The sequence below is a fragment of the Burkholderia sp. BCC1999 genome (assembly GCF_905339975.1).
Lineage (GTDB): Bacteria > Pseudomonadota > Gammaproteobacteria > Burkholderiales > Burkholderiaceae > Burkholderia.
Genome location: NZ_CAJPHP010000002.1, coordinates 211225 through 228930, shown reverse-complemented (window position 1 = coordinate 228930; position 17706 = coordinate 211225). Strand labels below are relative to the sequence as shown.

Genomic DNA, 17706 nt, shown 5'->3' with positions numbered 1-17706 from the left:
AGGCGCTCCTTTACAGAATCGGCAACGGCAGCGTCGTCACGTGCGACAGGCCGCCGACGCCTTCGAGGTACTGGCGTTCGTCCTGGCCGACCACGTCGCGCAGGTACGCCGCCGTTTTCGCGTCGTCTTCCGCGCTGGCGCAGTACGCGCGCAGGTGCGGCAGGTCCCAGCCGTAGGCGGGCCCGCACGACGTCGGGTGCGCGCCGCCCGGCGCGTGCACGACGCCCGTGACGAGCGAGCGCTCGAACGGATTGCGTTTCGCGGCGTCGAGGTCTTCGCTCGCGATCGACGCGTCGACCGTTTCCGCCGACACGTAGCAGCGCTGCGCGGCACGCGCCATCCACGCATCGAAGAACGGATCGGGGCCGTCGATGCGCGTGTTGCCCATCCGGTCGGCCGCGTTCACGTGCAGCAGCGCGACGTCGAGTTCGATCGCGGGCATCGCGAGCAGCGTTTCGCCGTCGTCGTACGGCGATTGCACCGTGCGCAGCGCCGGCGCGTGATCGAGCAGCGCGGTACCGAGCCCGGCGCGCGTCGGCAGGAACGGCAGGCGCGCGGCGGCCGCGCGCAGGCCGAGCTGCAGCATCCCTTCGTCGAGTTCGAGCACGTCGATGCGGCCCTGTTCACGCGCCCGGCGGAATTGCGGTTCGAGCGGGATCACGTCGAGCGACACGAAGCCGAACACCACCTTGCGTACCTTGGCCGCAGCACAAAGCAGGCCGACATCGGCGCCGCCGTAGGCGACGATCGTCAGGTCCTTCAGGTTCGAGCGCGCGATCTCGCGCACCAGTGCCATCGGCTTGCGCCGCGGCCCCCATCCGCCGATGCCGATCGTCATGCCGTCGGCGAGTTGCGCGACCACGTCGCGCGCGGACATCGTTTTGTCGAGAGGTTTCATCGTCATCGTGCTGGCTTACCGGTATCCGATGCTGAAATCGTGGCCCCACTGGCTCACCTTGGTGGCCTCGAACACCGCGTGCTTCGACCAGTCGACCGTGAGGCCGCCGAAGCCGTATTCGAGATCGAAGCCGCCGGGGGTCTTCATGTAGAAAGAGATCATCTGGTCGTTGCAGTGACGGCCGAGCGTCGCGGACATCTTCACGTCGTGCGCGGCAACGCGATCCAGCGCGCGGCCCACTTCGTCCATCGAATCGACTTCGGCCATCACGTGCACGCAGCCCGACGGCACGGCCATCTCGAACAGCGCGAGGCTGTGATGGCGCGCGTTGCGGCAGTGCATGAAATGGATGCGTTTCTCGGGTTCGTCCGGATCGGGCGTGAACTTCACGCGGTAGATGTCGGACAGCTCGAAGCCGAGCACGCCGCGCACGAATGCATCGGTCGCATCGAACTGCGGCGCGGGCAGCACCGCGTGGCCGAGCCCCATGTCGCCGGTGACGAAATGCGCGACGCCCAGCGGCGACACGAAGCGGCGGAAGTCGCAGCGCGCGCCCCAGTACAGCTCGTGGCGGTTGCCGGACGGGTCGGTGCACCACGCCATCGCCTGCACGCGGCGCAGCGCGGCTTCGTCGCGGGTCGCGCGCACGGGCTCGACGCCCGCCCGTTGCAGTGCCGCCAGCGCGGCGTCGAACGCGGCGCCGTCAGGCAGTTCCCAGCCCGACGCGAAATAGCGGTCGGTCGTGCCGGGGACGATCACGTAGCGGAAATCGCGCTCGTCCATCTTCAGGTACAACGCGCCGTCGGGCGCGTCGAGCGCCTGCATGCCCAGCACGTCTTCCGCGTAGCGGCGCCACGCATCGACGCGCGTCGCCTCGACGACGACATAGCCAAGCGCACGGACATCGATCATGTCGGCCTCCTCCTGGTTCAGAATCCGTTGTTCGTGTAAGGATTCTGGCCGGTCGGGGGTGGCGTTACATCGTCTGTTGGGACGAGAGGCGGCGGGGAATTGGCGCGGCGCGGACGCGCGCGGAAGCCCGGCGCAACGGGCCGTGCCTGCGGGAAGAAACGGGAAGCAGGTGCGGGTTGCCGCGGCGCGGCATCCCGGATCAGTCGAACGGGTTCAGCAACCTGACGCCCGTGCGGGCAAAATCCGCGACGTTGCGCGTGACCACGGTGAGATCGTTGATCAGCGCGGTAGCCGCGATCAGCTTGTCGAGTTCGTGTGTCGGATCGGGCACGCGCAAATGCCCCCACATCTGGCTGACCTCGATGTCGACCGGCAGGATGTTCGGTGCATAGCCGGCCAGGATCGCGGCCATCCATGCCTCGAGCGCCGACGCCTGCGGGTGATCGCCGCGATGACGGATCAGATCGACGCCGCGGCGAAGTTCAGCAACCGTCACGACGGACAGGTAAAGCGGGCTGGCGTCGGCCGCGGCCTGCCTGAAGAACGCCCGTACGCCACGGTTGGTTCGCTTGCCCTTCCTGATTTCGCTGATGACGTTCGTATCAATCAAATACACGCCTGACCTCGCCGGAATCCTGAACACGTTGGAAATCCGCGTCTTCGCCAACCTCGGGCATGCTCATCAGCACTTGCGCAAATGTCTTTCGCTTCGGCCGGCCAAGCGCAGCGGCCAGAATGGCCCGATGTTCGGCCTCGGCACTCCTGCCATTTGCCGCAGCCTGCTCGCGCAGGCTCTGAACGATACTGTCATCCACGTTACGCACCAGTAGATTTGCCATGATTCCCTCCTTCCAGATTGATATCAATGATAGCGCCATGGGCGCAAATTGCAATCATTGCTATCATCGCCAATGACGGAAAGAGGACAGTGGTTGGCGTCAGCGAACGGCAACGGGCCGCATGAATCCTTTCGGCATGCGCCGCTCGCCCGACACGTCGAATTGCTGCCTGAAAGGTAAGCCGGATCGGAACGGCGGAATAGTCGGCCGATCGGCTATTCACGGCTGAACGGCCTGCACGGGCGCGCGCCGCTCGACGCGAGACGGCTGCATTCACCTATTCCGCGTGGTGCTTGCGACGGTCGTCAGCCCCCTTTCCAACACCCGTCTGCCCGCCCGAATCGGCGACACCGGCAATCCCCCGCCCGGCACACGCAACGACAACCCGCCGCTCAGAACCGATACGAAATCCCGATCTGCAACACCGGGTACCACCGGTATCGCGACATCACCTGCCGCAGCGAATCCAGTCCGCTCGCGGCCAGGACCTGACTCTTCGCCGGCCCGGCCGCGGCCGCCAGTTCCGGCGACAGCGTGTACGAACATTTCGGGATCCCGTACGCGACGCCGAGATCGGCGACGAATCCCAGCCCTTTCGACGCCGGCCGGTGCCCGTAGCCGATCCCGAAGTACGGCATCACGGTCGGATAACGCGCTTCGGCGACCGCGTACATCCCCGGCAGCGCCGGGTAACGCTTGCCGCCGAACACGTAGGTGCCATTGGTCGGCTGCGACACGCCGCGAAGCTCGTCGTCGTTGAAGCGTAGCCCGAGCGTCGCGCGGAAGCCGCTGCCTCGCCACGGAAAGATGTCCGCGTACAAGCCGCCCTGGCGCAGCTTCAGGTCGTCCTGATAGCGGTTGCCGGCCACCGTGAAGTCGTGCGAAAGATCGATCGCATTGAAATCCGCGTGCGCACCGAGCATCGAATTGAAGCTCACGGCCGCACCGATGCCGACGCCCTGCGTGCCACCCTGCAGGTAGATCTCCTGCGCGTGCGCACTCGCGGCAAGCACCACCGCGACAAATGCCCATTGGTTCACTATCGTTTTCACGGGCGCCTCCCCCCACACGTGCCGGGCGCGCCTCGCCAACGCATGCGACCTGCGTCGCCATGCGTGATGCGAACCCCGGCACGACACCCCGCAAGCAAGCTTGCTGTTCGACGGTTCGGGAACGCGTTGCGCCGTGCGCATGACCGATACGACATGCGCGGCGCATGCGCCGCAACACGCGGCGCCCGCGACCCGATCCGATCCCCGGTTTGTTTCGATGTCGTTACACGCCGCCGATGTGCGGATCGTTCTGGCGAATCCGTCCGCACCGGCGGCACCGGGTCAACCGCAAGGCACGTGCCATGCGGCGCAAACCGAAGCGGGAAAGGCGTGTCCGACTCGCAAGGGCGGCATCGCGAGTCGCAATGGTGGGGAAATGTTTCAGGAACGCATCCGTATTCGGCACGCCGAGCGGAAACAAGCGATTGACAGAATCGCGCGTCGATCGAGCAACGCCTGCGGAACGCGGCCGGACGGCCGTCAGCGCACGCGCGTCGCCATGACGATCAATCGTGTGCAGAGGAATACGTGGGGAAAGCGTTGCAAAAGTGTGACCTCTTGGCAGCCGCACGCGATGCCGATGCGCTGTCGTGCGTGCCGAGGCAGGGTGAATACCGATGCGTGCGCATGCATCTTGTCCGTGTCCGGCTCAGATGCGATACGCGAGCCGATCGGTGTTTCGGCCCGCGTCGTCGACGATTTTCAGAAGGAATGACGCGCACGATATCCGCGCGCAACTCTACCGACCGCTCAGATACGGTTGTCCGAATGGATTAGCCACGTCGGCATGCCGTTACAACCCGTACCCACCCGAAACATTCAACTGCTGCCCGGTGACGTAGTCAGCCCGATCCGACGCCAGAAACACCGCCGCCCGCCCAATGTCGTGCGCCTTCCCCCAGCGCTTGAGCGCGAGCATCTTCTGCGTCTCGTCGATCCACGCCTGGTCGAACTGCCCCTGTTCGAGCAGCACCGGAAACATCCCGGCCTCGATCACGCCGACCAGGATCGAATTCGCGCGAATGTTGTAGCGCCCTTCCTCGCGCGCCAGCCCTTTCACCAGTGCCTCGTTCGCCGCCTTCGGTGCGACCGACAGCCCGTCGCGATCGGGCCAGCGCAAATGCCCGGCCGACCCGAGCGTCACGAACGACCCGCCGCCCGATGCACGGAAATGCGGCAGCGCGGCCTTCGCGGCCACGAAGAAGCCGATCGTCTCGACGTCGATCGCGCGGCGCCAGTCGTCGTGCGTCATGTCGCCGATATGGCGCTGGTTCACGAACGGCCCGGCCGCCCAGACGACCGTGTGCACGCGGCCATGCGCGTCGATCGCGGCCGCGAGCGCGGCGTCGACCTGCGCGGGATCGGTCACGTCCACGCAGTGCGTGGTGGCCGCGACGCCTTCGCCGCGAATATCGCGCGCGACACGCTCGGCCACGTCGGCCTTGCTGCGGTAGCCCACCGCGACCGGCACGCCGGCACGCGCGAACTCGAGCGCGACGCCCTGCCCGATCCCGCCGCTGCCACCGAACACGAGCACCGCGCCCTGCGGAAATCCGTTGTCGTTCATGCGTTCATCCCGTTCGTCAGTCGTGTCGTCGATCAGGCCGTCGCCTCGGCGGCCGCTCGCAACCGGTACTTCAGCACCTTCCCTGCCGCGCTCGTCGGCAGTTGCTCGACGAACGTGAAAAATCTCGGCACCTTGTAGTTCGCCATGTTGTTGCGCGCCCAGTCGTTCAGTTCGCCGGCATCGGCATGTGCGCCCGGACGCAGCACGACATATGCGTGACCGACCTCGCCGAGCCGCGTATCGGGCACGCCGACCAGCGCGACCTGCGCGATCGCCGGGTGCGCGGCGAGCAGCCGCTCGATCTCCGCCGGATAGCAGTTGAAGCCGCCGACGATGAACATGTCCTTGATGCGGTCGGTGATCTTCAGGTTGCCGTCCGGATCGACGCAGCCGAGGTCGCCCGTATGCAGCCAGCCGTCCGCATCGACGGTCTCGCGCGTCGCGTCCGGCTGGTTGAAATAGCCGCGCATCACGTTGTAGCCGCGCACCCAGATCTCGCCGGTCTCATCCGGCCCGAGCGGTTCGCCGCCCGACCCCGCGATGCGCAGCTCGACGTCCGGCATCGGCCGGCCCGACGTATAGGCAACTGTCTCCGCAGCGTCGCCTTGACGGCACAGCGTCGCGAAGCCGCACGATTCGGTCAGCCCGTAGCCGGTCAACACCGTCTCGAAGCCGAGCTCCGCGCGCATCCGCTCGATCAGGCTCGGGGCGATCGCCGCCGCGCCCGTCACCGCGATCCGCAGCGACGACAGGTCTCGCGTCGCGCGATCGGGCGCGTCGAGCAACGCGTAGTACAGCGTCGGCGGGCCGGGCAGCACCGACACGCGATCGTCGGCGACGCGCCGCAGCACGTCGGCCGGCTGGAACACGAGGTGCGGCAGCACGGTCGCGCCGCTCGACAGCGCGGCGAGCCAGCCGGCCTTGTAGCCGAACGTATGGAAGAACGGATTGACGATCAGGTAGCGGTCATCCTGGCGTACGCCCGCGATCGCCGCCCACGCCTGCGCGGCGCGCAGGTTCTGGCCGTGCGCGGTCATCACGCCCTTCGGGCGACCCGTCGTGCCGGACGTGAACATCAGGTCCATCACCGTGTCGGGCGTCACCCGTGCCTCACGCTCGCGCACGGCGGCAAGCGGCACCGCCGCGCCGCGCGCGAGGAACGCGTTCCAGGTCTCGTCGCGGGCGCCGGACGGCGGCTCGCCGTCGAACACGACGACACGCTCGAGCGTCGCGGGCCGGTGCGGCGCGAGCATCGCCGGATACGATTCGCCGAGGAAGGTGCCGCAGCAGAACAGCAGCCGCGCGCCGCCGTCGTGCAGGATGCCGCCCACCTCCATCCCCTTCATCCGCGTATTGACCGGCACCAGGATCGCGCCGACGGTGTGGATCGCCAGCGCCGCGACGATCCATTGCGGCAGGTTCGGCGCCCAGACCGCGATGCGGTCGCCGGCCTCGATGCCGCTCGCGAGCAGCGCACGGGCCGCGTCGAGACGCGCGGCGTCGAGTTCCGCGTAGGTCAGCCGGCCGTGCTCCGACTCGATCGCCGGATGCGCGCCGTGGCGCGCGGCTGCCCGCGCGATCAGCGCGGGCGTCGTCAGGATTTCATTGTCCATCGTCATAGATCAGGATGGCCGTGCGCGCCGCCGGCGCGGCACGGCTCAGTCGGGGAACACCACGCGCAGCGCGTCGCTCGCGGGCCGGGCGCAGCAGGCGAGCGTCCAGCCGGCCGCGATCTCGTCTTCATCCAGCACATGGTTGCTGTCGAGCGCAACCTCGCCGCGCTCGATCCGGCACATGCATGCGCCGCACTGCCCCATCCGGCACGAATTCGGCGCCGGCACGCCCGCGCGCAGCATTGCGTCGAGCAGCGTTTCGCCGGGCGCGCTGTCGAATGCGAACGCATCGCCGTCGAGCACCGTCTCGATCGCCGCGCCGTCGCCGGACGCCGCCGTCGCCACAGCCTGCGCAGCGGTATCGGCCTGCGCCGGTGCATCGGGCAACGACGCGAACCGCTCGACATGCACGCGCGCACGCGGCAGCCCGAGGCCGAGCATCGCGGCCAGCGCGTTCTCCATGAACAGCGCGGGCCCGCAGATGAACGTCTCCTGCTGGCTGAACGGTCGCGCGAGTTCCTCGAGATGACGCTGCTGCGGAATGCCCTGCACGCTGTCGAGCCAGTGGATCACGCGCACGCGGCCCGGATGGCGCTGTGCGAGCTGTTGCAGCTCGTCGCGGAAAATCACCGAGCGTTCGTCGCGATTCGCATAGATCAGCGTCAACATCCCGCGCCCATGCACGAGCGCCGATTTCAGGATCGACAGCACGGGCGTGATGCCGCTGCCGCCCGCGAACAGCAGCAGGTCGCCGTCAAGCGCGCGCGGCGTGAATACGCCAGCCGGCGGCAGCACGTCGAGCGCGTCGCCGGCTTTCACGCGGTCGCACAGCCAGTTCGACGCACGGCCGTCGCGCACGCGCTTGACGGTGATCTTCGGCGCGGCGTCGATGCCGGGCGCGCTCGACAGCGAATAGCAGCGTGGGAGCGTCGCGTCCGCGCACGGCACGTTCAGCGTCAGGAACTGCCCGGGCCGGTACGCGAACGCGTCGCGCAGCGCGGCCGGTACGTCGAATACGAACGAGCACGCGTCGTCGCTTTCGGCAATCACTTCGGCCACGGTCAGCCGGTGGAAGCGTGGATCGCTCATCGCCGGTTCCTTGCGTCACGCGACCGCACGGGCCGCCGGCGCGCCGGGCGTCGTGTACGCGCCGTCGAGATAGACGAGCGGATCGACGTCGCCGCTCATCAGCACCTCGCGGATGCGCCCGATGAACACCGTATGCGTGCCGTATTCGAAGCGGCCGTCCTGCTCGCACACGAGGCTCGCCTGCGAGTCGCGCAGATACGGCACGCCGTGCGGCGACGTGTGCCAGTCGCCGGTCGTGAAGCGTGCCTCGCCCTTCAGGCGGCCGCTGCAATCGATCGCGACGCCTTCGTGGCGCGCGGACAGCACGTTCACGCAGAACGGCGCGCCCGCATCGAGCGGCGGATACAGCGACGCGGTGCGGTTGATGCAGATCAGCAGCGAAGGCGGATCGGTCGACAGCGAGTCGACCGCCGTCGCGGACATCGAGTAGCGCCGGCCGTCGTGCGCGCTGCTGATGACCGTGACGGAGCGCGCGAGGCGGCGCATCGCGAGCAGCATGTCGGTGCGCAGCGGATGGTTGGTGAGATCGCTCATGTTCGTACTCCGTCAAGTTCAGTCGTGGATGGCCGGGCTGGCCGGCCTCCGGCGTCGGCTGCGCGAGCAGCCAGGTGGTCGGCGGCGAGATACCCGAAGGTCATCGCCGGACCGAGCGTCGAGCCCGCGCCGGGGTAGCTCGCGCCCATCATCGATGCGCTGGTGTTGCCGATTGCGTAAAGGCCGTCGATCGGCTCGCCGTCGGCGCGCAGCACGCGGGCGTGCACGTCGGTGACGAGCCCGCCTTTCGTGCCGATGTCGCCCGCATCGATTCGCACTGCGTAGAACGGCGCCTGGTCGACCGGCCCGAGGCACGGGTTCGGCGTGTTCCGCGGATCGCCGTAGTACGTGTCGAACGCGTTGTCGCCCTTGCCGAACGCTTCGTCGATGCCGGTGACCGCATAGCGCGCCATGTCGCGCAGCGTGTCGTGCAACCCGGCCGCATCGACGCCGATCCGCGCGGCCAGCGCGTCGACCGTGTCGGCCTTCACGAGCACGTCGCGGAACGCTTCCGGAATCCGCGCATCGGGCATCATCGATGCCGGCATGATCGGCCCGCACGGATACTTGCGGCGAAAGCGCGCGTCGAACACCATCCACGCCGGTACGCACGCACCGGTGCGTGCATGGTCGCGATACATCGCGGGCACGAACTCGGAATACGGCGCGGCCTCGTTGACGAAGCGCTTGCCGAGGCTGTTCACGATCACGCAGCCCGGCAGGTTGCGTTCGACGAACAGCGCGCGCTGCTTCTCTTCACCCGCGACGCCGACCGTCGGCGCGCCCCACACGTGTTCCATCAGCGCCAGCGCGCCGCCGAGCCGGTGGCCTTCGGCGATCGCGTCGCCGGTGTTCGACGGCGGCGTCGCGCTCCATTGCGCCTGCGTCGGCTGCGGCAGGTAGCGCTCGCGCATCGGCTGGTTGCGCTCGAAGCCACCCGCGCCGAGGATCACGCCGCGCCGCGCGGCGATCGTCACCGGCTGCCCGTAGCGCTGCGCGCGCAGGCCCGTCACGCGGCCGTCCACCTCGAGCAGGTCGCGCATCGGCGTATCGAGCCACACGGGCACGTTGCGGTCGAGCAACGCGCGGCGCAGCCCGCCGATCAGCGCATTGCCGAGTGTCAGGCGGCGGTCGCGCCGCGTACGGCGGCGCATGCCGAGATCGAGCCAGTAACGGCCGAACTGCGCGATCGCGAGCTTCATGAAACCGGGCCCGCGCGAGAACAGCGTATGTGCCTCCTTCGACGTCACCGCGACGCGCCCGCCGATCAGCGTACCGGGCGACGGCGGCCGCAACCGGTCGAATTCGTCGCCGAGCAACCCGCCGTCGAACGGCAACGGATCGAGCGCGCGGTAGCCCGGCATCGCACCCGGCAGCTTCTGGAAATAGTCCGCGTACTTCGGCAGCGCCTGATAGCGCACCGGCGTCTTCGATTCCAGGTAGCGCAGCATCTCCGGCGCGCGGTCGAGATACGTGTCGAGCTTGTCGGGCGTCGATGCGCCGGCCACGCACGCGTCGAGGTAGCGGTGCGCGGCCTCGCGCGTGTCGGTCGCACCGAGCTCGGCGATGTGGTGGTTGCACGGGATCCAGATGCCGCCGCCCGATACAGCCGACGTGCCGCCGTACAGCGCCGTCTTCTCGATCACGACGACGGACAGCCCGCGATCGGCCGCACGGCACGCGGCGAGCAGCGCGCCCGCGCCCGAGCCGACGACGACCACGTCGAACGTGTATTGCTGTGCTTGCGTGTCGCTCATCACGGCCTCGTCAGATGAAGAAGTCCGTGTTTTCGCGGCCGAGCATCACGGCGCCGAGGTTCTGGCCGAAGCGGTCCACGTTGTTCGCGTAGTGCGCACGGGCCGCATGCAGGTCGAGGAAACGCCGCACCAGCGGATTGCGGTGATAGATGCCGTTGCCGCCCGCGTAGCGCAACAGCGTATTCGCAGCCTGCGCGCAGCGCTCGGCGACCTGCGCGGACTGGTAGCGGAAATGCACGCGACGCTCGATCGACACGGCCGGACCGCCGGTGACCGACGCCATCAGCTCGGCGAAATTGCGCTTGAGCAGCACCTTCATCTCGTCGATCGCGACGGCCGCGTTCGCGCACGCGTTCTGCGCACCCGGATCGTCGGTCGTCTTCGCGCCGCTGTTGGCGGACACGCGCGTCGCCGCATAGCCGGTGAAATCGTCGAGCGCGCCCTGCAGTGCACCGATGCACGACGTGCACACCGCGCGCACGAAGATCTGCGCGAACGGCAGCTTGAACAGCGGCGCATCATTGATTGCGAGGCCGGGACTCGTGCCCATCATCCCGTCGATCGCCTTGTGCGTGCGGTACGCGGGCACGAACACGTCGTCGACGACGATGTCGTGGCTGCCCGTCGCGCGCAGGCCGAGCACGTCCCAGTCCTGCTGGATCCGGTAGTCGGATTTCGGCAGCAGGAAGGTCCGGTATTCAGGCGGCTGGCCGGCAACGGCCGGCGGCACCAGCGCGCCGAGGAACACCCATTCGCACAGTTCGCTGCCGCTCGAGAATTTCCAGTGGCCCGACAGGCGGAAGCCGCCGTCGACCGGCGTCACGCGGCCGACCGGCATGTAGGTCGACGCGATCAGCGTGGCCGGATCGTTGCCCCAGACGTCCTGCTGCGCGCGTTCGTCGAACAGCGCGAGTTGCCAGTTGTGCACGCCGACGACGCCGTACACCCACGCGGTCGACATGCAGCCGCGCGCAAGCGCCATCTGGATGTCGAAGAAGGCCTGCGGATCGAGCTCGTAGCCGCCGTAGCGCTTCGGCTGCAGCACCTTGAAGAAGCCGGCGGCCTGCATGTCGGCAATCGTCTCGGCCGGGAGGCGGCCCTGTGCTTCCGCCTGCGCGGCGCGGCCGGCCAGCGTCGGCGCCAGTGCCTCGGCCCGGGCGATCAGCGTGGCGGCCAATGCGTTCGAATCGTTGTCGCGATGCACGAATGTCTCCTGTGGAACGGGGGCGGCGCCGCGGCGCCCGCCCCGCTCTCGTTCAAAGTTGTTCGGCGCGGCCCTGGCCGCGGGCGAAGCTCGCCACCACCGATGGTCGGCTTCGCACGACCGCGCCGCATCGTCCGATCGGACGTGACGACGGGCGCGGCCCCGGTCACGCGCAGGCGCGTTCCTTCTCCTTGTTGAAGAACGGGATCACGTACTCGCCGATGTTGCGGATCGTCTCCATCTGCGCTTCGTGCGGCACCGTGCCCATCTGGCACAGGAACAGCACTTCGTCGACGCCGGCTTCCTGCAGGCGGCCGACATAGCCGATGCAGTCGTCCACCGTGCCGTACGCGTGGTTCGGGTTCATCATCGCGAGCGCCGGGTCGGCGAAGTTCACGACGACCTCCTCCGACGCGAAGCGCGAGCGGATCACCATCTCGCCGGTGTCGGCCTGCACGAGGTCGTCGCCCCACTTCGCCGGGTCCGGGCGCTCGCCGCCCGTGTACCAGTACGCGAGCGACTCCATGAAGTAGCGCTGGCCGCGGATGCCGATCTTGCGGGCAGCCTGGCCGTCGGCCATCACGACCGTCGGGCACAGCGCCGCGAGGTGCTGGGTCGGGCGGAAGCCGACCTGGTCTTCCGGCTTGCGGTTCGCCCACGCTTCGCGGTACACGGCGTTCTTCTTCGCGACTTCGTCCGGGCCGCCGAAGCCGAGCACCAGCGCGCCCATCCCGCGCTGGCCGGCGCGCAGCAGCGCGTCGGTGTTCGTACAGGCGAGGTACATCGGCGGGTGCGGATCCTGGAACGGCTTCGGGTGGATCGGGCGCTTCGGGATCTTGATGTACTTGCCGTCGTGCTCGATCTCGTCCTGCACGAACATCTTCGGCACGAGATACATCGATTCGTCGATCATCGGCTGCAGTTCGTTGAGGTCGTAGCCGAACGCGCCCGCTTCCTGCTGGCTGCCGCCCTTGCCGACGCCGAAATGCACGCGGCCGCCCGACAGGATGTCGAGCAGCGCGACGCGCTCGGCGACCTTGATCGGGTGGTTCATCGCCGGCGGCAGGCACACGACGCCGTGGCCGAGGCCGATGCGCGTCGTGCGGCCGGCCAGGTAGGCAAGGAAGGTTTCCGGCGCGCTCATGTGCGCATAGTTGGTCAACGACGTGTGCTCCACGCACCAGATCGTGTCGAAACCGACCTGCTCGGCGAGCAGCGCCTGCTCGACCGTCTCCTTGAACACCCGGTGGTCGCCCTCGCGCGATGCGTCGGTGGTCTGGGCTTCGTAGATGAGGGAAAACTTCATTGCGTACGTCTCCATGTATGTTGGACGAGTCGGGGTCGCGCAGGCCGCCCGCACGATACGGACGAATAGCGACGGTCCACGAATGGGAGTGTCGGCGCGCCGGCTGGCGCGGACATCATCTGTTCGGAGTAGCTGCACGCCTGCGGGGACAGAGGGGTTTCACCGTCATCCGATCGGACTGCGTGGCGGCGCGAGCGACGCGCTAGCATCGACCGGTGGCGCATTGCACGCCGCCCACATCAAGACAAGGGAGAACCGGAATGAAGGTATCGATGCTGCTGTATCCGGTCGACGACATCGACACGGCGCTGCCGCTGTTCGTCGACGGGCTGGGCCTGAACGTGAAGTTCCGCGACGGCGACCGCTATTGCGCGCTCGACGGCGGGCCGCTGACGATCGCGCTGGTCGCGGGCGACGAGCAGATCGTCGAGCGCGCGGCGCTCACGCTGCGCGTCGACGAGGACGACGACCTGTATGCGGCGATGGCGCGGGTCGTGAAGGCCGGCGCATCGGTGCGCGTGCCCGTGCAGGCCGGGCCGCACGAATACCGCGCGGTGCTGGAGGACAAGAACGGCGCGCTGCTCGTGATTTCGCAGAAGCGGTCCGCCTGACGATGCGCGGCGCAGGCGCGGGCGCCGGATGCCTGCGCATTGCGTGCATCTGCCGGCATGAGCGGCATTAGGCGTCCGCGCCCGACGCTCGCAGGTCGCTGGTTTCCAGCAGCTCGAGCAGCGTGCCGGCCGGCTGGCTGAGCCGCTTCGCGGCGAGCGCGATGAATTCGACGTCCGGCAGCACGGGCAGCCCGTCGCCGTTCACCGGCGGCGCCAGGCCGCGCGCGGACAGGTATTGCGACGTCGCGGTCAGCCCGAGCCCCGCACGCGCGGCAGCGATGCAGCCTGGCTGGCTGCTGCTCGAACACACGACTTCCCAGCCGATCCCTTTTTCCGCGAGCGCATTCAGCACGACCGCCCGCGTGACGCTCGGTTCGGCCACCAGCACGAGCGGCAGCGGCCGCTCCAGGTCGACGACGGTGCCGGGCCGCGCAACCCATTCGAGCCGGGCGCGCAGCAGCGGCGTGCCGCGCCGCTCGCCGAGCCGCCGCTTGCCGACCATCAGGTCGAGCGCGCCGGCGTCCATCAGTTCGTAGAGCCGGCTCGTCATCCCGGTCGTGATTTCCAGTGCGACGTCCGGATGCGCGGCGCGGAACGCGGCAAGCACCTCCGGCAGCGCGACGAGCGCGAGGTCGTCCGACGCGCCGAGCCGCACGCGTCCCTGCAGCCGCGGCTTGCGAAACTGCGATTCCGCGCGATTGAGCGCCTGCAGGATCACGTTCGCATGCACGAGCAGTGCCTCGCCGTCGGCCGTCATCGCGATCGAATGCGTATCGCGCACGAACAGCCGCCGGCCGACGCTCTCTTCGAGACGACGGATGTGTTCGCTGACGCTCGACTGGTTGAGCCCGAGCTGCCGACCCGCTTCGGTGAAGCTGCGGCAGTTCGTGACGGTCGCGAACGTCTTGAGCCAGACGGGATTGAGCATCCCGCATTGTCATTGGCATTTTCGATGACAGTCAATGTCTTCAGGCGGCTTCCCGATGACCACCGGAATCGGTACCATCGAGCGACTGAAGTCCGGCAGGCGCCGCGCGACCGCGCACGGGCGCACCCGCACCGGACCTTCGCACCATCGATTTCGCCATGTCCCGGGAACCCACACACTCCGCGCTGCTCTGGATCGTCGCCGCTGCGTTCTTCATGCAGTCGCTCGACACGACGATCGTCAACACCGCGCTGCCTTCGATCGCCCAAAGCCTGCATGCGTCGCCGCTCGCGATGCAGCCCGTCGTGGTCGCCTACACGCTGATGATGGCGATGCTTACACCGGCGTCCGGCTGGCTCGCCGACCGGTTCGGCACGCGCCGCGTGTTCTCGGTCGCAATCCTCGTGTTCGTGCTCGCGTCGATCGGCTGCGCGGCGTCGCATACGCTCGGCCAGCTCGTCGTGGCGCGTGCCGTGCAGGGCATCGGCGGCTCGATGCTGCTGCCGATCGGGCGGCTCGCCGTGCTGCGCCGCGTGCCGGGCGAACAGTACGTCGCGGCGATCGCGTTCGTGTCGATCGCCGGCCAGCTCGGCCCGATCGTCGGGCCGACGCTCGGCGGCTGGCTCACGCAGGCGATTTCGTGGCACTGGGTGTTCATCGTCAACGTGCCGGTCGGCGTGGTCGGCTTCATGGCGGTGCAGCGCTACCTGCCGCACGACCAGGCGACGCAGCCGCCGCCGTTCGACTTCATCGGCTGTGCGCTGCTGTCGGTCGCGATGATCGCGCTGTCGCTCGCGATCGACCCGCCGATGCCTGCGCATCGCGCCGCCTGGGCGGCCGCGCTCGCCGTGCTCGGCCTCGCGAGCGCGCTCGCGTACCTGCCGCATGCGCGGCGGCGTGCGCAGCCGCTATTCCGGCTCGGGCTGTTCCGCGAGCCGAACTTCGGTTCCGGGCTGCTCGGCAACCTGCTGTGCCGGATCGGCACGAGTTCGGTGCCGTTCATGCTGCCGCTGCTGATGCAGGTGCAGCTCGGCTATACGCCGCTGCAGTCGGGGCTGATGATGCTGCCGGCCGCGATCGCCGGCGTGATCGCGAAACGCTGGATCGCGCCGCTCGTGAAGCGCTTCGGCTACGCGGCGTTTCTGGTCGTGAATACGGGAATCGTCGGCTGCGCGATCGCGGGGTTCGCGCTGGTGTCGGCGCGGCCGGCGCCGGTGCTGGAGGGTGTGCTGCTGATCGTGTTCGGCGCCGCGAACTCGATGCAGTTCGCGGCGATGAACGGCGTGACGCTCAAGGGGCTGTCGCATGCCGACGCCGGCAGCGGCAACAGCCTGTTCACGATGATGCAGATGCTCGCGATGGGTCTGGGCGTGTCGATCGGCGGCGGGCTCGTGAACCTGTTCGCCGCCTATCAGGGCTCGATGGCGCACGGATTCATGCTGTCGTTCGCGTGCATGGGGGTCGTCACGTTGCTGTCGTCCGCCGTGTTCCGGCGAATCGATACGGCCCCGCCGCCAACCCATGCGGCGGCGCGACCGTCCGCGTAAGCGCGGCCGTCAGTTCGCCTGCCGCCGCTCGACCACGCGCTTGAGCACCCAGCGGATCGACGAACCGTCGGCCGGCGGCTGCGCGACGTGGTATTCGTCGATTTCAAGCGTGTACAGGTAGCCGGGCTGATAGGCGAACCCTTCGATGCCGGCATACCACAGGCTCCACGGCTCGCTCGGGCTGCTGCGCACCTGCAGGCACTCCATCGGCGCGACGCCCGTGCAGCGCGCGGACTGCGGCGCGACGTAGACAGTCTTGGTCACGGGCTTGCCGTCGGCCGGGCGGGCCGCATTCGGCGCCGTGGCGGCCGCGTCGGTCTGGCATCCGGCAAGGAGCGTGCTGCCGGCAATCACGGCCGCGCCGAGCAACGTTCGGGTCTTGTGATTCATCTGATGTTCCTCTGGGAGCGTTGGAGGGCCGTTTAGACGACCGGCGCGACGAGAAAGTTCACAAATACCTTACAACGCGCACTCGACCACCCTCATTTATGGGATGTCGCGCACGAACCGATACGTTACCGTGTTCCGGTTCCGCCACGCGCATCGCCGCCAGCGGTCCGAACGTGCGCGCCAGGCGTCCTGCGACCCGGCGGCCGCAACAGGAGACATCCCGAATGACCACGGCGCCCCCGGCCCCGCCGCCGAACCTTGCCCAATCGAAACTGACGCTCGAGCAGTTCGACGCCTTGCTCACGACCATTTACGAAGGCCCGCTCGAAGACGTGCCGTGGGGCGCCGCGCTCGAGCAGATCCGCGTGCACCTGCACGCGAACTACGTGACGATGATCCTGCGCTGGCCGGCCAGCGGGCAGACGGGGCTGATGATCAACGCTTCCGAGGAGAGTGCGCCGCTGACGGGTGTCGCGTCGTACAACACCTACTACTACGCACTCGATCCGTTCGTGAACCTGCCGGCCGATCGCGTCGTCACCGTCGACGAATTGCTCGGCGTCGGCGTCTGGCGCAACAGCGCGATGTATGCCGAATTCCTGCAGCCGTTCGACGTCGGCTATCTGATGGGCGCCGACCTGCGCACGCACGACGGCGTCGAGTGCCGCTTTCGCGTCTGCCGTCCGCATCGTAGCCATGCGTTCTCGGCGGCCGACAAGGCCGTCTGCAACGCGCTGCTACCGCACCTGAAGCGCGCGGTGCGGTTGCACGCGAAGTTCGGAATGGTCGAATCCGAGCGCACGCTGTATGCGAGCACGATCGACCGCATGCTCGTCGGCACCGCGATTCTCGACGAGCGCGGCACGATCATGCGGACCAACTCCGTCGCCGACGAGATCTTCGCCGAATGCGACGGCCTGCGCGTGCGCGGCGGCGCGCTCGAAGCGTCGTATCCGCTGGAGGATCGCAAGCTGCAGAAGCTGATCCGCCAGGTGCTCGCGGAACGCACGGGCGTCACGCCGTCAGTCGCGCACGCGATCGCGGTGCCGCGCCCGTCCGGCAAGCCGCGGCTCGGCGTGCTGATCCGTGCGGTACCGTTGAGCGAATGGTCGGAGGACAATCCGCGCCGGCCGGCGTGCGCGATCTTCATCCGCGATGCCGAGCGCAAGTCGCAGGCGTCGCACGACATCGTGCGCAAGCTGTTCGACCTCACGCCGGCCGAGACCGCGCTGGCACTCGCGCTCGTCAACGGGCAGACGCTCGAGGAAGCGGCCGACGAACTCGCGATCAGCAAGAACACCGCGCGTTCGCACCTGCGTGCGATTTTTTCGAAGACGGGTGTGACGCGGCAGGCGACGTTGGTGCGGATGTTGTTGAACAGTGTGCTGTCGTTGGGGTGACGGGGTGCGGCATGGACTGGCGGCGGAGCCGGTTGCTGCGTTCGCGCGGAACGCTTGAC

General features: G+C 68.3%; 18 protein-coding genes. 4 read left to right on the top strand and 14 right to left on the bottom strand.

Annotation, left to right across the window (positions count from 1 at the left end; genetic code table 11):
• Positions 1–10: 10 nt before the first annotated feature.
• The 5 genes from U5809_RS03905 to U5809_RS03885 all read right to left on the bottom strand — a co-directional run bounded on the left by U5809_RS03905 (position 11) and on the right by U5809_RS03885 (position 3719).
• Entirely contained in the window at positions 11–904 is an 894-nt protein-coding gene (locus U5809_RS03905; RefSeq protein ID WP_322085606.1) for a CoA transferase subunit A, read from the bottom strand.
• Between the two features lie 9 nt (positions 905–913).
• Positions 914–1810 (bottom strand): VOC family protein, encoded by an 897-nt coding sequence (locus U5809_RS03900; RefSeq protein WP_322085605.1) that lies wholly within the window; start codon positions 1808–1810, stop codon positions 914–916.
• A 199-nt stretch (positions 1811–2009) separates the two neighbouring features.
• On the bottom strand, positions 2010–2426 hold the full coding sequence (locus U5809_RS03895) for a type II toxin-antitoxin system VapC family toxin (protein ID WP_322085604.1): 417 nt from the start codon (positions 2424–2426) through the stop codon (positions 2010–2012).
• On the bottom strand, positions 2413–2649 hold the full coding sequence (locus U5809_RS03890; RefSeq protein WP_322085603.1) for a FitA-like ribbon-helix-helix domain-containing protein: 237 nt from the start codon (positions 2647–2649) through the stop codon (positions 2413–2415). Before U5809_RS03890 ends, U5809_RS03895 begins: the two co-directional genes overlap by 14 nt.
• Positions 2650–3041: 392 nt before the next feature.
• On the bottom strand, positions 3042–3719 hold the full coding sequence (locus U5809_RS03885; RefSeq protein WP_322085727.1) for a hypothetical protein: 678 nt from the start codon (positions 3717–3719) through the stop codon (positions 3042–3044).
• 82 nt (positions 3720–3801) lie between these two features.
• Between U5809_RS03885 and U5809_RS03880 the strand changes: the two genes are divergently transcribed.
• A complete protein-coding gene (locus tag U5809_RS03880; RefSeq protein WP_322085602.1) occupies positions 3802–4416 on the top strand; it encodes a hypothetical protein in 615 nt (204 codons plus the stop codon).
• A gap of 78 nt (positions 4417–4494) precedes the next feature.
• Here the strand turns inward: U5809_RS03880 and U5809_RS03875 are convergent, their stop codons facing one another.
• From U5809_RS03875 to U5809_RS03845, 7 genes are all read right to left on the bottom strand, one after another.
• A complete protein-coding gene (locus U5809_RS03875) occupies positions 4495–5268 on the bottom strand; it encodes an SDR family NAD(P)-dependent oxidoreductase (RefSeq protein WP_322085601.1) in 774 nt (257 codons plus the stop codon).
• 32 nt (positions 5269–5300) lie between these two features.
• Positions 5301–6887, bottom strand: a complete 1587-nt coding sequence (locus U5809_RS03870; RefSeq protein ID WP_322085600.1) for a FadD3 family acyl-CoA ligase — start codon at positions 6885–6887, stop codon at positions 5301–5303.
• A gap of 39 nt (positions 6888–6926) precedes the next feature.
• Positions 6927–7970 carry a ferredoxin--NADP reductase gene (locus U5809_RS03865; RefSeq protein WP_322085599.1) on the bottom strand — a complete coding sequence of 348 codons (1044 nt, stop codon included), beginning with the start codon at positions 7968–7970 and terminating at the stop codon, positions 6927–6929.
• A 15-nt stretch (positions 7971–7985) separates the two neighbouring features.
• Positions 7986–8504 carry a flavin reductase family protein gene (locus U5809_RS03860; RefSeq protein WP_322085598.1) on the bottom strand — a complete coding sequence of 173 codons (519 nt, stop codon included), beginning with the start codon at positions 8502–8504 and terminating at the stop codon, positions 7986–7988.
• The gene (locus U5809_RS03855) at positions 8501–10261 is read right to left on the bottom strand and encodes an FAD-dependent oxidoreductase (RefSeq protein ID WP_322085597.1); all 1761 of its coding nucleotides are present in this window, start codon (positions 10259–10261) and stop codon (positions 8501–8503) included. Before U5809_RS03855 ends, U5809_RS03860 begins: the two co-directional genes overlap by 4 nt.
• Before the next feature lie 10 nt (positions 10262–10271).
• Positions 10272–11465: an acyl-CoA dehydrogenase family protein gene (locus U5809_RS03850; RefSeq protein WP_322085596.1), complete on the bottom strand. Its 1194-nt coding sequence runs from the start codon at positions 11463–11465 to the stop codon at positions 10272–10274.
• 166 nt (positions 11466–11631) lie between these two features.
• The gene (locus U5809_RS03845) at positions 11632–12771 is read right to left on the bottom strand and encodes an LLM class flavin-dependent oxidoreductase (protein ID WP_322085595.1); all 1140 of its coding nucleotides are present in this window, start codon (positions 12769–12771) and stop codon (positions 11632–11634) included.
• Between the two features lie 260 nt (positions 12772–13031).
• Between U5809_RS03845 and U5809_RS03840 the strand changes: the two genes are divergently transcribed.
• The gene (locus U5809_RS03840; protein WP_047903137.1) at positions 13032–13382 is read left to right on the top strand and encodes a VOC family protein; all 351 of its coding nucleotides are present in this window, start codon (positions 13032–13034) and stop codon (positions 13380–13382) included.
• A 67-nt stretch (positions 13383–13449) separates the two neighbouring features.
• Here the strand turns inward: U5809_RS03840 and U5809_RS03835 are convergent, their stop codons facing one another.
• Positions 13450–14310: a LysR family transcriptional regulator gene (locus tag U5809_RS03835; RefSeq protein ID WP_322085594.1), complete on the bottom strand. Its 861-nt coding sequence runs from the start codon at positions 14308–14310 to the stop codon at positions 13450–13452.
• 158 nt (positions 14311–14468) lie between these two features.
• On the opposite strand from U5809_RS03835, the gene U5809_RS03830 reads away from it, so the two are divergent.
• The gene (locus tag U5809_RS03830; protein ID WP_322085593.1) at positions 14469–15857 is read left to right on the top strand and encodes a DHA2 family efflux MFS transporter permease subunit; all 1389 of its coding nucleotides are present in this window, start codon (positions 14469–14471) and stop codon (positions 15855–15857) included.
• A gap of 9 nt (positions 15858–15866) precedes the next feature.
• On the opposite strand, the gene U5809_RS03825 is transcribed toward U5809_RS03830, so the two are convergent.
• The gene (locus tag U5809_RS03825; protein WP_282509511.1) at positions 15867–16247 is read right to left on the bottom strand and encodes a DUF4377 domain-containing protein; all 381 of its coding nucleotides are present in this window, start codon (positions 16245–16247) and stop codon (positions 15867–15869) included.
• Between the two features lie 224 nt (positions 16248–16471).
• Here U5809_RS03825 and U5809_RS03820 point away from each other — a divergent pair, with 224 nt between their 5' ends.
• Positions 16472–17647: a helix-turn-helix transcriptional regulator gene (locus tag U5809_RS03820; protein WP_322085592.1), complete on the top strand. Its 1176-nt coding sequence runs from the start codon at positions 16472–16474 to the stop codon at positions 17645–17647.
• Positions 17648–17706 lie beyond the last annotated feature (59 nt).